Below are 14,461 nucleotides of genomic sequence, written 5' to 3' on the forward strand. Positions count from 1 at the left end.
CCTCCTTATATGTATAAAACCATCCTTACTGTCTGCATCATATGCCCTTCAAAATCTTCTTCAAATTCCTCTAATTGTGCAAAACCTTTCGCTTCATAAAACCGCTTTCCTTTTTCATTCGCTGCTTCTACATGAATGTATAGTTTCCGAATTCCTTTTAATACCGTTAACCCTTTTTGTAATAAAGCACTTCCTATCCCTTTCCCCTGTTGATCTGGTAACAAATAAATTGCTCCTAATTCTGCTTCGTTTTGCAGTCTAACAGGTGAGAAATTTGCAAAGCCAATTACTTCTCCCTCTTCTTCTGCAACGAATAAATGTGTATTCTCAAGACGATATTTCATTTTTTCATCAGAATAAGCCTCGTCTAAAAAACTGTCTTGAGTCTCTCTCGGAATAATGCCTTCGTATGTATCATGCCAAGCTATTTTCGCTACTGATTGTACAGCATGAATATCTTCTTGCTTCATTTCTCTAATTACATATGTCATCTCGATGTCTCCATTCTCTTTAAATTATATTCTGCTAATATACTAGAAGAAATGGCAGAACCATTTTCATAATTCACCTTTATTAATTTTAATTTCTCAATTGAAGCTGTTGCAAAATCAAATTTTTCATAAATATATTCCATTACGCTTAAAAACTGATTTGTATGTAATCTATTTGCAAGCGTACAATGCGGAACCCACTTTCCCGGTACGTAATATGAATTTGGGTTGTCATGAAAATTGTTAAAATAATCATGATAAGAATGATGTAATTTTAACAATGCATCAGTAACAGTCGGTGCTAGAAAGACTGTTCCGTTAGTAGGAAAAACTCCAACAGAAGGAAAAGTTACTGGGTCCGTATTTTCTTGCATAACTACAAACTCCCCTAATTTCTCCTTATACAAATGAACATTTAACTCATTATAATCAGCTAACGTAATATGAGGTTCTGCTCCGGCTAATTGATTTGTGCCAATGATATTTGTTAATTCATTTTGCAATTCTGTAATTTTATTAGTAAATACACGATCAAATGTAGCAATAATAGCGTACATATCCCTTCACCCCTTTGTTACACATAGCGCTTCCCATTCTTCACGAATCATTCCCATTCGAATAGAATCATAGTACGTTCCGTTATAATAACGGCATTTGCGCATTCTACCTTCTAAAGTCATTCCTATTTTCTCAGCTACTTTCATCATTCGTTCATTGCCAGACCAAGTCGTGAGCCCTACTCTACCAATCTCCATCTTCTCAAATAATAAATCTCGATATAACGTTAACGCTTCTGTACCGTAGCCACCATTCCAGTAAGCCGGATTATAAATAACAATTCCCATCTCCAACCAACGCGTCGGTTTATACTCCCAATAAAATCCGACCGTCCCTATAACTTGACCGTTATTTTCTATAATTAAATTGGATAGAGGTTCTTCTTTTAAACGAGTTTGCATCTTTTCCTTATAGGCTGAGTATTCTTGCATCAAAAACGGAAAATACGGTGCATCCCATTTTTTCCACTCTGGATTTTCTTCTTTAAACACGAGATTCCATAATGTTTTTATATCTGATTCTTCAATTGTACGAATTGTTACTCTATCCCCTTTTACGATTACGCTTTTCATAATTTCCTCCTACACTCCTCTTTATTTCATATATAATTATAATATTTTTTCTGAAAAATCAAAACAAATATCGTTTATTATATTGTATAATTTTGTTATAAGATACCAATTATTCATGTAGAAAGCTGGTGATTCAATGAATAATCGATTTAGTATCACTTTGTTTCTCACTATTATTACGACAAATATTATTCTCTATTTCTTCTTACCATCAAGTATTGTTACGAAATGGGACTTCAATGGAACGCCTACGTCAATGATGGATAAAAGCACTTTTGTTATCGTAAATATAATTATATGTTCCTTCTTATTCTTTTTATTTTTAGCTTTATCTAAAGCAGCGAGTAACGAGAAATTTCTCCATTGGATCGGCAACACAATGTTACTATTCTTATTTTTTGTTGATATTGTCATTGCCCTTATCGCCCTTGGCTTTTCACTTTCTCTTGATTATTTCATATTTTTAGCATTAGGGCTTTTATTTATATTAATAGGTTATTTCAGCTCCAAAATTGATACGACTAAATCAACCGTTTCATTGGAATGGAATGATAAGCACCTTGAAAAAAGAGCTTCAAATATTTGTAGTATTTCAATGATGATAGCAGGTATTTTCCTAGCGGGGCTTCCATTTATCGTTTCTGCTCCATATAGAGGTTATGCCATACTAGCGATTATTTTAGGAATGACGCTTTTCATTTTACCGAGTACGATTTATTTACTTATTAAAGATAGCAAGCAATCTACTTCTTAAAAAAAATAGGAGGTTACATCCCTCCTATTTCAGCTAAATATTTTCTTTTTCGTCTTTTCTATCTCAACTAAAATCCCTTTCTCTATCCAGCCTTCTACTCCATCTTTTTTAATTAAATCATAGCCTGAACAGCTACTATCAATAAGAGAAACAATGTCACCTTTTCTTACACTTATTTGCGCACAAGATATATCCGTTTTCACTGTGTATTCACCTGAATCAAGTTGCCTAATGTATTCATCTTTCACAGAAAGTAATGTATTCGTTTCCTTTTGCCTGCATATTGTGTAATCTTGCTTCTTCTCAATAGGCTCTATGTAATAATGTGGATAGGTAACCCCGCCCTGCATTGTTGCATCGGCATGAAAATCTGCTATTACTTCATACTCTGGAAAACAGTCTACATATGTATAAGAAAACTTATCACCTGTTGGTTTCCTCTGAATGATAAATGCATTTAATTGTCCTGCCTCTTTAATCGTATTTCCGCCGTCAATTGCAATAATCTTTTTTTCCTTATCAATAACAGGATTGTTAGATGGTGCCTTCTCTGAATAGTTTACAACAGGCCAATGTCCAACAACTACATACTTATTTACTTTATGTGATTGATTGAAAAACTCCGGCATTGCTATCGCATTTTTTCGTTCTGTTTCTTTCCAATCCTCTCTATCTTCAAGGCCAGCATGTACAAAAATATAATCTTCCGTTTCAATCGCTGTTGGTAATTCTGTTAGCCACTTTATTTCTTTTGAGAAATGGCTCATTAATTTTGTTTTCAATTCACGGATATCACTCTCTTCATGAACGTTAATATTCAATTGCGCTAGCCATTCATTAAAAATTGTATTTTTCCGCGTACACAAATAATTTATTAAAGCAGGATTTTCATTTACAAGCGCTTCAACTATAACTTCACAATTCCCTTCAACAACATGAACATTTGAATTGTTCTTTACAAGATTCATGACATAGTTTACGACGCCAATACTATTTCTTCCTTTCTCACAAAGATCACCATTAATAATTAAATAATCCTCATCGTTAAAATTAACTTTATATAATAGTTCCTTAAAAAGATCTAATTCTCCATGAATATCAGAAATAATGATGACTCTTACATCATTTGGTATAGATAATTCCTTTATTTTTTCCAAGTTTAAACGCTCCTAACATTCTCTAAATTCAAGATTCTATTTTTAATTTCTAATATTCGACAAATCATATTGCTAGACCTGTTCCTAGCTCAAATCTGAAAAAGAAAATAGGTTCCATATATTTGTACATATGGAACCTACTTAATATTATAACGCTTTATAAAAAGAATAGCTTACCTTATTAAAGCCCTCTCTTTCATAAAAACGATGTGCATCAATTCTTGGAAACGCAGATGTAAGAACGATAGAACTGCATCCTTTTTCTTCCCCCCATTTTTCTACATATGACAGCAGAACCTTACCATACCCTTTTGATCTGTGAGCTTCCGCAGTTACAAGGTCATACACAAAAACATGTTTCTCATTATAAAAATTCGTACAAATCGCTACACCAGCTAGACTAACAACTTCATTCTCTTCGTTACGTAGCGAAAATAGTTTGTAATTTTCTTCTTTCATTTTTTGAAATAAAGAACTTGCCTCTTCTCTTGAAATTTTCGTTCTTAATTGTTGTAATACGGGAAATACATCGTGTAAATCTGCTTCTGTTACTACTGCTTTAACATTCATTATGATTCGCCCCTTGCTATTTATAAAATTTTCTAAATGTTATATCATCATTATAGAAAGCGACTGCCCTTAGTTTAAGTGACAGTTCTATTCTTTTTTATAAGGCCAGTATAAAAAGGAGCGTCTACAAATGGATCTGAATATTCCTTTAGTGTTACAAAGTAAAACACCTATTTACTTACAAATTTACAAATATATGAAACGCGAAATCTCTCATGGATCACTATGTGCTGGTACACGCCTTCCTTCTCACAGAAATTTAGCTATGCAGCTTAATGTGAGCCGTATTACAGTTGAATCCGCTTATCAACAATTACTAGCTGAAGGTTATGTAGAAAGCAAACCGAAACGCGGGATTTTTGTTGCGGAAGTAGATATTGATATCATTCAAAAGAAACAACAAATTGCGTCAAACAGTGCTAACAATAAAGAAAAAGAACAATATGATTATGATTGTAGTCAAGGACTTATTGATCAAAAAGCTTTTCCCATAACAAACTGGAAAAGAGCATTACACGAAACTTTATTTCAGTATGAAAATGAATTATTTGCCAAAGAGGATCCACAAGGTGAGCTCGTTCTACGAGAACATATTTCAAAATATTTATATCATGCTCGCGGGGTACATTCTTCACCTGATCAAATTATTATTGGAGCAGGTACGCAGCCTCTTCTTTGGCTACTCCTTCAACTACTTGGTTCAAAAAAAGAATACGGAATTGAAAACCCTGGATTTCACCGTATACCTGCTATGATTCAAAGTTCTGGACTTCCTGTTCACCCTATCCCTTTAGATGATAAAGGAATTCATATTTCTGCTTTACGTGAATCGGGTTCCAATGTGGCATATGTCACTCCATCTCACCAATTTCCACTCGGAATCATTATGCCGTTATCTAGAAGACTCGAGTTATTAAAATGGGCGAATGATTGTAAAGGGTATATTATTGAAGATGATTATGATGGAGAATTTCGCTATATTGGAAAACCTATTCCTTCTTTACAAGGACTAGATTCAAATGAACGTGTTATTTATATGGGAACTTTTTCGAAATCTTTTTTACCTTCTTTACGAATGGGATATATCGTTTTACCACCTCATCTGCTAAAAACCTATAAAGAACTTGGTGGCATGTATAAACAAACGGTTTCTACAATGCAACAACTTACCTTTGCTACCTTTATTCAAAGTGGGGATTGGGAACGTCATATTAACCGAAGTCGTACGTTATATAAAAGAAAGCATATTTCTTTAATTAAATCTATTACAAACGAGATGGGGAATAACGTGCATATACTCGGTGAACAATCTGGACTTCATATTGTACTTCACGTTCATAATGGTATGAACGAACAAGAACTTATTCATGCAGCTGCAAAACAACGTATTAAGTTATACCCTCTCTCGACATACGATTCTGTTCATAATTTGAGGGAGGAGTCATATGTATTACTCGGTTTTGGTAGTATTCCAGAGAATCGTATCGAAACCGTTGTCCAATTATTGAAAAAGGCCTGGTTCCCCAAATAAGAATAGCTCCACGTAAGTATAACTTACGTGGAGCTATTTCATTCACTATTTTTCTGATCTCGCTGCCCTTCCCGGACGTTTGACACCAGTTGTTTCTGTTGAATAAGACGCTTCAATTATAGCAGTTGGATCTACAGAGAGAACGAGATCTTTCATTTTCGGATAAATGAAACGGTTTGTAATACAATAAATGATTCTCTTATGTTCTCCTAAAAAACCACCTTCTCCATGTAGATACGTAACGGATAATTGCAATTCTTTCATAAGTAGATCGCCTATTTCTTTATTTTTGCCAGAAATAATCATAACGCTCTTTCCTTGATTAATGCCATCTAATATGAAATCAATCATCTTCGTAACAATATAGAAAATTGCTAATGAGAACATCGCTTGTTCAATTGAAAACAAAATGGCAACAAAGATGAAAATAACTGCATTTACAGCAAGTAAAAATGTACTAATTGGCACTTTAAAATGCTTATTCATCCAAACAGCTAACATTTCTGATCCATCAATTGCTCCGCCCATTTTTACTACAATCCCTACACCAACACCAAATAGAACTCCTCCATAAAGAACAATTAACAATTCAGAAGTTGTAATTGCTGGAAATGGTTTTAAATAAATCAATCCGAGTGTTGTCACAACGTTTGCATAAGACGTACGGATAAAGAACTTCTTTCCCATTACTTTTGCAGTAAATAATAAAATCGGGATATTAATTCCTAAGAACACCCCATAAAGCGGTAACCCAGCAACTTTATTCGCCATAATAGCAATAGCCGTTACCCCGCCATCTACTAATCCGTTAGGTGCTAAAATAAGCTCCAATGAACCCGCTACAATAATCGAGCCAATTGTTAATAATATGTATTCAAATACTTTCTTCATTCATTACCCCCAAAACTTATATATTTTCTTAGTATTATTTTAACGTAATTTCAATGCTAATTCAAAGATATGAGTTTATATACACAAAAGTTTCACCTTTACAATGATTTTTTATGTAATTTATTTATAGAAACACACTTACATATTACAGTAAGTGTGCTCCAAACATTTATTTAAGTTTTGAGTATGAATTCATTTTCATTTTTAATATTTCATCAACTGCCCTATTATAACCACCAGCATTTCGAAGTGACTCTCCAACTTTACGACTTTTTTCCTTAAACGTTACATCATCCATCACTTTCTTTACAGACTCACGTAACATTTCAGAAGTTAATTCTTTACGATTAAGCCTTATTCCAGCCCCTACTTCATTTACTCGTTTCGCAACTAAAGGCTGATCTCCTGTTACCGGAATTACAACTAACGGGACACCGTAATATAGTGCTTCACTCGAACTATTCATACCGCCGTGTGTTACGAATACATCAGCATACTGTAATAGTTCTAATTGCGGCACATAATTATACAACTTAAAGTTATTCGGAATGTTTTCAAATTGACTTATATTTATCTTCTTACCAACAACTAATACGACTGTCGCTTCTACATCTTTAAACGCTTCAAAACATTTTTCATATAACTCAGGTTGTTCATTAAAAACTGTTCCCATAGAAATGAAAATCAATTTTTCATCTTTTAAATCTTCCATAGGAAAGCTACCTACTTCTTTTCGAGTAGCAATTGATGGGCCAACAAACTTATACGATTCATCGAATACATCTGAACGCGGCTGATATTCCTTTGAAGTATACACAATTGTAATATCACCAGGATGGTTCATAATATCATACATACTATTACATTTCATTCCATACTGTTTGTTCCATTTTTCCATTCCCGCTAAACAAGATTGATACAATGGATTCGTTTCATCTACTTCTCTTGATTCATGTTCATCGTTAAAAGTAATGTACTGATTAAAAGCAAACGTTGTACAAGAAGAAACACTAGGTAACTTTAAAACATTGGCTATAATACGTCCTACTGGAAAGTGATTATCATATATCAAATAATCGTACTTTTCCCCTTTTGTTTCTTCTACAATTTGAGTAACAATACGTTCTGATGCTTCCATCATATGAGACAGCATCGTCAAAGGACTCCCACCTTCATTTACTCGTTCCATAATATTAATTTGAGAGAGAAAATTCTCAAAATCTCGGAATTCTGCACCTGTTGCTTCAATCTTCTTTCTATAATCTTCAATACAATAAGAAACAACTGTTTCCCCTCGACGAATTAACTCACTTACAATAGCTAAAGTCGGATTAATATGGCCTTCTCCAGGAAAATTTATTACGAGTACATTTGCCATCATATTCTCTCCTATCTAATATAATTAATTATATTAATTAATTTAAAACTATTATAAAGGAATCTATTCTACTTCTTCATTTTTTTCTCTTCATTTTATTATTGAGAAATATTTTTCATAACCTACGTTATAACCCTTTTGAAAGTAAGCTTAACTCTTCACTTACTGAAAAATACGAGATTTATATTTGGTCTTTTTACAGATTTATTATCAGAAACATTATTTTGATAATTCATACAAAAGTAGAAAAATATAATTTCCACACTGATTTCTTATCATAAATTTATTTAAATTCTATGTTGTCCCTATCATTATCCACTTCATACACATTCTGTTATATAATGAATTTATCGAATTCACAGAAAAAGGAGTGTCTTCATGCTACAACAACTCTTCGCTTCACCTATATTATCTGTTCAAACTTTACATCCAAGTTATGAAGACCATGCAAGCGATGTGTTTCTCGTCCAAACTAAAGATGAAGAAGTCATCGTTCGTTCCTCAAAAATGACTGAAGAACCAAACAATGATTTTTGGTGGGGATGCAAAAACCTTTTTGGAATCGATCCAAGGAACGTACATCATTTAGAATATATACACGAATTATTGAAAAAGCATACTAACTTGCCCATCCCCACTATTTTGCAAAAACATGTTTTAAATGGCCGAAAGTATGTTAGTGTCGAAAAACTAACAGGAAGTACGCTGCAATCCTTTGTCGGACAATCTGATTCAATTTTATTCAGCCTTGGAAAAGGACTAGCAGAAATTCATTCGTTTCAAGCAGAGTTTATAGGAAATCCATCAGGTACTTTCCAAGTTCCACTAGAAGAATTTAAGTCTCACATATTAAAAGTCAGTAAAGAACTTGTAAATAGGTTTTATTCCGATAATACGAGCATCCGTAACGCATTTTCTACTTTTGAATCACAACTTTCTTCCTTGCCAACACCAAAGGAATCTACGCTCGTTTTAATTGATATGGACCCTACTCAGTTTTTATCTGATGGTACAACTATTACAGGTTTAGTAGATACAGAAGCTTACGCAGTTGCTCCCCGAGAGTTTGATTTTATCGGACTAGAATATGTACTTACCGAAAAAGAAGCTCATGCCTTTAAAAGTGGTTACGAAACAATTATGCCAATTCCTCAACTTGAAAAGTGTAGACAGCCTTACCGTTATTTATACCGACTGTTATCTGTTCAAGGAAGTGTGGAATTAGAAAAATGGTTAAGTCATCCATCCTATTTTTAAATACGAATGTGGGGGATTATGAAATGAATATTGAACGAAAGAAATCTTTAACAACGGACGAAATTCAGCAAATGAAAGCTTTAGCTCATATTTGCTGGCAACACGATCGAATTGATTATTCGTCAGATTTACATGTAAACTTTTTAACTGCTCGTAATAAAGAAGAGATAAATGATTTTCTATTTTATGACGATACAAAATTAGTCGGTGTATTAAGTATGTATGACTTTGAAAGACCGACAAAACTGGAGTTAATAGGTTTTGTTCATCCAAACTATAGGAAACAACATATAGGTACTACTCTTTTACAAACCGCAATGAAAGAAATACGATTAAGGGAGGCAGACGAAGCTCTTCTTATTATGAATGGGGATTCTGCTTCTGGGAAAGCATTTGCAATACATATGAAGCTGCCTTATTTATATAGTGAATATGGTATGGAGTTCAAAGCAAATGAAGCGCAAAAAAGAACGAAGAATGCTATACAACTTACTCTAGCATCTTCAAAATCACTCCTTGACCTTATTGAAATTTCTAGTAAAGCTTTTGGAGATTCAGTAGAAAATACCTCTATATGGTTACAAAAAATGATGAATTCACCTTCTCATCAAGTTTACAGTGCTCTTATCGATGAAAAAGTGATAGGAACGATTACAGTTTCGAAGCAAGAGCAATCTACTATACTATCAGGATTTGCCGTTCATCCTTCCTATCAAGGTAAAGGATACGGAAAAGATATTCTTAGTTATATGGTACATACCCTTATTACAGAAGGAGCTTCAACAATTGAATTAGACGTGGAAACAAAAAACATCAATGCTTTACAACTATATACACAAAGTGGTTTTGAAATGAAAACGAAGCATGACTATTATAGTGTAATGAATTTTGAGGTGAATGCATGTGTCTAAAAAACTAATGTATTCTGATTATGATATTTTCGCATCCATTTATAATAAAGTGAAACTTTAATCAGTGGGGGTTTTCTTCATCCCCCACTGATTATTAGTTGAACCAATCGGACTTTTATGGGCAGTTGATCCCCCACCTAACTTCTTTGCTTTCGCTGAATCTTGAGGTGGGGGTCTTACTGCCCATTAAAGTGGGATAAGCATTGGGGGCATTATGCTGAACACTCCTATCTACTTTTGGAAAAACTTGTTTTACAATATGCACCACCACATTCTCATATTTTAGATCTTTGCTGCGGGACTGGTCACCTTACTAAGAAATTAATTGATAATACTTTTGTAGTAACTGGTATAGATGGTTCTGCCCAAATGATTGAATACGCACGTCAAAACGCGCCAAACGCAACCTTTATCGTCGATGATGCTCGCTATTTCAACATAAATGAGCAATTTCAATATGTTATCTCTACTGGCGATAGCTTAAACCATATTTTAAAATTAGATGAATTAAAACGTGTTTTTCGTAATGTTTATTCCGTATTACATAACGAAGGTACATTCGTATTTGATATGAATATGGAAAAAGGATTTCTTGAAAATTGGATTGCTTCATTTCATATTTCAGCGGATGAATATGTTTGTACGATTGATTCTACATATGATGATGAAAATAAAAAAGCCATCATGAACTTTATACTATTTCAACATGACATAGATAATAATTGGGCAAGAAGTGATTTTTCATTTGAAGAAGCTTGTTATTCAAATGAAGAAATAATTTCTTCACTAGAATCCGTAGGTTTTAAAAACATTCAAACACACGGTACAAATAGAGCGTTTTTCATTTGTCAAAAATAAAAAAACTGAATCATATCGATTCAGTTTTTTCTTAGTATATTTACAATAGCAGTCGTTTCATTATTTTCTTTATATACACGTGGAATTCTTCTGTCTAACATACATGTAACTTCATAGTTAATTGTACCTAACATATCCGCTATTTCTTCTACTGCGATGTTTTCTTCGCCTTGTTTACCGTAGAATACTACTTCGTCTCCCACTTGTACTGGCATTGCTTTTGAAACGTCTAACATAAGCTGATCCATACAAACACGACCAATAACAGGTACTCGAACTCCATTTATTAATGCATACCCTTTATTAGATAACTGACGGTTATAGCCATCAGCATAACCAATCGGTACAGTGGCAATCCATTCTTCACCAGTCGTTACATACGTATTCCCATAACTTACACCGCGATTTTTCTTCGCATGCTTAATATGGGCTACTTTTGATTTTAACGACAACGCAGGCTGCAGAGAAACAACTGAATGATCTACCTCTTTTGAAGGATACATTCCATAAATCCCAATACCTACACGAACCATATTTTGAAATGTATTGCTAAGTTCCATTGAACCTGCACTATTTGAACTATGAATATATGGAATATGAATCCCTAATTCTTTTGCTGCATTGACAGCTTTCTCAAATAAACTTGTTTGCATATTCGTATATGATTTATCGATTTCATCTGCCGTAGAGTAATGTGTAAACATTCCTACTACCTCCACATACTCCATACGTTTTAATTCTTCTAAAAATGGTTTAACCTCTTCTTCTTGTAAACCGATACGACTCATCCCTGTATCAATTTTCACTTGAATTTGCGCTTTCTTTTGAAGACGGTTTGCGATTTCATTTATACCTTGTAAATCTTCACTTCTATAAACAGTCATCATAACGTCATATTGAATTGCTTCTTCCGCAGCTGCTACTGACGTATAGCCTAAAATTAAAATCGGCACGTTAATTCCTGCTTCTCTTAACTCTATCGCTTCATCTACAAACGCAACTGCAAGCTGATTTATTCCAGCTTCAATAGCAGCTTTCGCAACTTCAACTGCCCCATGACCATATCCATTCGCTTTTACAGCAGCCATCATTGCAATATTTTCATCATTCACTCGTTTTTTAAATTCTTTTACATTATGTTTTACTGCATTTAAGTCAACTTCAACAATTGTATCTCTTCCATATTTCAAACTCATTGGTCTAACTCCTAACTCAATAATTGCATTCCATTCTATTTCACGTTTCATATGACCTTTTACAATATAATACTTTTCAATATGCTAGTCAAACTACTAGAATTTTCGGAATTTTGAGTATGATATAATACCCTCAAGAAACTATTATATACGGAGAAGAGGAGAATTACAATGTTTGTACAATCTGCATTACACCAACTACAAGTTGCTGTTGATACTTCTATTCAAATGCTTAACCGATATAAAGAAGACGAATTAAAAATACAACCAATTCACTCGAAGCGATCATTATTTGAAATGTGTGCACATTTTTCTCTTATTTGCCATGCTGATTTACTCATTTTAAATGGTATTACAGAAAAAGAGCTACATACTTTCTATAAAGAACAAACACCCGAAACAATTGCGCAAATGCAAAAAACGATGATACAGGGCTACGATTTACTTTCTAAAACTTTTTTATCTTATTCCAATGAACAATTAGCAGAAATTAAGACTGCTTATTGGGGTATTTCTTATTCACGCTTTGAATGGTTGCTGGAAATTGTTACACACTTTTATCATCATCGTGGACAAGTTCATATTTTACTATGTGAGCATATAAAAGATCCTAACATACCTTTATTTCAATAAAGGTATGTTAGACGATATGAAACTTCTCTAAGGCAAATAAAATACCACCTTCACTCGCCTTCTTTGTAACGAAATCAGCTCTTGTTTTTAACTCTTCTCCAGCATTCCCCATCGCAATACCTAATTCTACATACTGCAACATCTCAATATCATTTCTACCGTCGCCGAAAGCAATGGCTTCTGATTTGCAAATGTTTAGGTGTTCTAATACCTTTTGAATTGCAGTTACCTTTGATACTTTATTATCTTCCAACACATTCATAACGTAACCGTGAAAACGTTCAAACGTAAGTACTGGATATCTTTCAAGAAATTTTTGAGCTTCTATTTCATCTGCATACAGACATAAACAATAGATTTCTTCTGACAAATCTCTGCTTTTTTCTGGATACTTCTCTAAATTCAACGTCTCGCTAAGCGCTTGCATTACACGCTCATTATCCGAGGCTATTCCGTTCATTGCAAAATCCTCGGTAAAATAAGAAATACCGTGACCATGTAATTCTGCAAACTCTGAGATATCATGTACGATTTCACTTGAAAGTACTGACTTATGTATAACTGATTCCCCACACTTGATATGTGCACCATTTGCAGAAATAAACGTATTTATGCCTAGTTTCTTAAATTGCGAACATAAGCTATATGGTCTCCCTGTTGTAACAACTACGTGAATCCCTTTTTCTATTAATCTTTGTATTGCTTCTTTTGTGCTCTCATGCATACTTCTATCAATTTCGCTTAAAAGCGTACCGTCAACATCAAAAAATACTACTTTGTACATAGATCTTTACATCCCGTCCAAATGATTCGTATCATTAATGAAATGTACTGTTTTTTGTTCGCCATCCATTTCAATTAAGCTTATTCCCGTATCTCCCATTTTAAAATAATAGTCCATTGAAATGGGCATTTTGAAAAAAGCACGTAATAGACTATTTATTACACCACCATGTGCAACAATTGCAATTCGGTCATATGTATTCTCTGTCACGATTTTAGAAAAGATTCCTTCTATTCTCATTCTAAATTCAATAAATGATTCCCCGTTTTCAAAACGATCATGAAGGAACTTTGGCTCTGGGTATTTCTTTGCTTCTTCAAACGAAAGACCTGCTTGCACTCCATTATTAAACTCCATTAATTCCTCTTCTAATTGAATTGGGCATCCAATTCCTTCTGCTAACATTTCACCTGTTTCGCGAGCCCGTTTTAATGTACTTGCCCAAATGAAATCTGGCGGGAAATCTGCTTTCACTTTCTGTACAAGCCTTTGCACTTGCTGTCTTCCCTTTTCTGTCAATTCAAAATCAGCTCGTCCTTCATGTACGTTTAAGATATCAGCTTCTGATTCTCCGTGGCGTATTAGTAGTATTTGCATGTTTCTTCACTCCCCTTTTCTCCTTAAAACCAAGAATAAATTTTAACATATTATTAAAAATTTTCAAAACAACAAAAGCAACCCCCATTCATAAGAGAATGAAAATTGCTTTTATTACTAACTAAATTTCTTTTAAACACTCTTTAGACTTTCCTCCTACTCCCCAATGCGAACTTGGGATTTCATTCACTAAAACACGGACTCGTCCAACATCTACATCCAAATTTTTCGCGACTACTTCTGTAACATCAAATATTAGATTTTGAATTTGCTCTTGCTTTCTACCTTCTATTATTTGAATTTGTATAATGGGCATTTTTATC

17 protein-coding genes are annotated in these 14,461 nt (G+C 33.8%); 6 read left to right on the forward strand and 11 right to left on the reverse strand.

All coding sequences use genetic code 11. The features are described from left to right. Positions 1 to 5: 5 nt before the first annotated feature. Genes PDK19_RS06200 through PDK19_RS06210 form a run of 3 tightly spaced genes read right to left on the reverse strand, consistent with a single transcriptional unit; the run spans position 6 to position 1,621 of the window. Positions 6 to 491 (reverse strand): GNAT family N-acetyltransferase, encoded by a 486-nt coding sequence (locus PDK19_RS06200; RefSeq protein ID WP_000222828.1) that lies wholly within the window; start codon positions 489 to 491, stop codon positions 6 to 8. Beyond that, on the reverse strand, positions 488 to 1,048 hold the full coding sequence (locus PDK19_RS06205) for a 2'-5' RNA ligase family protein (RefSeq protein ID WP_270706754.1): 561 nt from the start codon (positions 1,046 to 1,048) through the stop codon (positions 488 to 490). Before PDK19_RS06205 ends, PDK19_RS06200 begins: the two co-directional genes overlap by 4 nt. 6 nt (positions 1,049 to 1,054) lie before the next feature. Beyond that, on the reverse strand, positions 1,055 to 1,621 hold the full coding sequence (locus PDK19_RS06210) for a GNAT family N-acetyltransferase (RefSeq protein ID WP_270706756.1): 567 nt from the start codon (positions 1,619 to 1,621) through the stop codon (positions 1,055 to 1,057). Between the two features lie 136 nt (positions 1,622 to 1,757). Here PDK19_RS06210 and PDK19_RS06215 point away from each other — a divergent pair, with 136 nt between their 5' ends. Further along, on the forward strand, positions 1,758 to 2,375 hold the full coding sequence (locus PDK19_RS06215; protein WP_074567851.1) for a DUF1648 domain-containing protein: 618 nt from the start codon (positions 1,758 to 1,760) through the stop codon (positions 2,373 to 2,375). Positions 2,376 to 2,404: 29 nt separating this feature from the next. Here PDK19_RS06215 and PDK19_RS06220 read toward each other — a convergent pair whose 3' ends face one another. Together PDK19_RS06220 and PDK19_RS06225 are read right to left on the reverse strand one after the other, a co-directional pair. Next, positions 2,405 to 3,532 (reverse strand): metallophosphoesterase, encoded by a 1,128-nt coding sequence (locus PDK19_RS06220; protein ID WP_049113945.1) that lies wholly within the window; start codon positions 3,530 to 3,532, stop codon positions 2,405 to 2,407. Between the two features lie 147 nt (positions 3,533 to 3,679). After that, on the reverse strand, positions 3,680 to 4,102 hold the full coding sequence (locus tag PDK19_RS06225; protein ID WP_016717300.1) for a GNAT family N-acetyltransferase: 423 nt from the start codon (positions 4,100 to 4,102) through the stop codon (positions 3,680 to 3,682). Positions 4,103 to 4,232: 130 nt separating this feature from the next. Between PDK19_RS06225 and pdxR the strand changes: the two genes are divergently transcribed. Next, on the forward strand, positions 4,233 to 5,633 hold the full coding sequence (gene pdxR / locus PDK19_RS06230; RefSeq protein ID WP_074615102.1) for a MocR-like pyridoxine biosynthesis transcription factor PdxR: 1,401 nt from the start codon (positions 4,233 to 4,235) through the stop codon (positions 5,631 to 5,633). A 45-nt stretch (positions 5,634 to 5,678) separates the two neighbouring features. Here the strand turns inward: pdxR and PDK19_RS06235 are convergent, their stop codons facing one another. Next, on the reverse strand, positions 5,679 to 6,524 hold the full coding sequence (locus tag PDK19_RS06235; RefSeq protein ID WP_000755119.1) for a YitT family protein: 846 nt from the start codon (positions 6,522 to 6,524) through the stop codon (positions 5,679 to 5,681). A 169-nt stretch (positions 6,525 to 6,693) separates the two neighbouring features. Next, positions 6,694 to 7,902: a macrolide family glycosyltransferase gene (locus tag PDK19_RS06240; protein ID WP_074615103.1), complete on the reverse strand. Its 1,209-nt coding sequence runs from the start codon at positions 7,900 to 7,902 to the stop codon at positions 6,694 to 6,696. A 378-nt stretch (positions 7,903 to 8,280) separates the two neighbouring features. On the opposite strand from PDK19_RS06240, the gene PDK19_RS06245 reads away from it, so the two are divergent. The 3 genes from PDK19_RS06245 (at position 8,281) to PDK19_RS06255 (ending at position 10,928) form a co-directional block, all read left to right on the forward strand. Then, positions 8,281 to 9,159, forward strand: a complete 879-nt coding sequence (locus PDK19_RS06245) for a hypothetical protein (RefSeq protein ID WP_000941363.1) — start codon at positions 8,281 to 8,283, stop codon at positions 9,157 to 9,159. A gap of 23 nt (positions 9,160 to 9,182) precedes the next feature. Next, positions 9,183 to 10,070 carry a GNAT family N-acetyltransferase gene (locus PDK19_RS06250; protein ID WP_001019755.1) on the forward strand — a complete coding sequence of 296 codons (888 nt, stop codon included), beginning with the start codon at positions 9,183 to 9,185 and terminating at the stop codon, positions 10,068 to 10,070. 162 nt (positions 10,071 to 10,232) lie between these two features. Continuing rightward, complete coding sequence (locus PDK19_RS06255; RefSeq protein ID WP_088339256.1) at positions 10,233 to 10,928, forward strand: class I SAM-dependent methyltransferase; 696 nt, start codon at positions 10,233 to 10,235, stop codon at positions 10,926 to 10,928. 20 nt (positions 10,929 to 10,948) lie between these two features. Here the strand turns inward: PDK19_RS06255 and alr are convergent, their stop codons facing one another. Further along, entirely contained in the window at positions 10,949 to 12,124 is a 1,176-nt protein-coding gene (gene alr / locus PDK19_RS06260) for an alanine racemase (protein ID WP_011040256.1), read from the reverse strand. 171 nt (positions 12,125 to 12,295) lie between these two features. Between alr and PDK19_RS06265 the strand changes: the two genes are divergently transcribed. Next, positions 12,296 to 12,757 carry a DinB family protein gene (locus PDK19_RS06265; RefSeq protein ID WP_000498026.1) on the forward strand — a complete coding sequence of 154 codons (462 nt, stop codon included), beginning with the start codon at positions 12,296 to 12,298 and terminating at the stop codon, positions 12,755 to 12,757. A 7-nt stretch (positions 12,758 to 12,764) separates the two neighbouring features. On the opposite strand, the gene PDK19_RS06270 is transcribed toward PDK19_RS06265, so the two are convergent. The 3 genes from PDK19_RS06270 to PDK19_RS06280 form a co-directional block, all read right to left on the reverse strand. Next, positions 12,765 to 13,541, reverse strand: a complete 777-nt coding sequence (locus PDK19_RS06270; protein ID WP_000278958.1) for a Cof-type HAD-IIB family hydrolase — start codon at positions 13,539 to 13,541, stop codon at positions 12,765 to 12,767. A 6-nt stretch (positions 13,542 to 13,547) separates the two neighbouring features. After that, the gene (locus PDK19_RS06275) at positions 13,548 to 14,138 is read right to left on the reverse strand and encodes a histidine phosphatase family protein (protein ID WP_001166461.1); all 591 of its coding nucleotides are present in this window, start codon (positions 14,136 to 14,138) and stop codon (positions 13,548 to 13,550) included. A 121-nt stretch (positions 14,139 to 14,259) separates the two neighbouring features. Next, complete coding sequence (locus PDK19_RS06280; RefSeq protein WP_254916606.1) at positions 14,260 to 14,460, reverse strand: 4-oxalocrotonate tautomerase; 201 nt, start codon at positions 14,458 to 14,460, stop codon at positions 14,260 to 14,262. Between the last annotated feature and the right edge of the window lies 1 nt (position 14,461).

The organism is Bacillus cereus group sp. BcHK124, from assembly GCF_027712065.1.
Lineage (GTDB): Bacteria > Bacillota > Bacilli > Bacillales > Bacillaceae_G > Bacillus_A > Bacillus_A pacificus.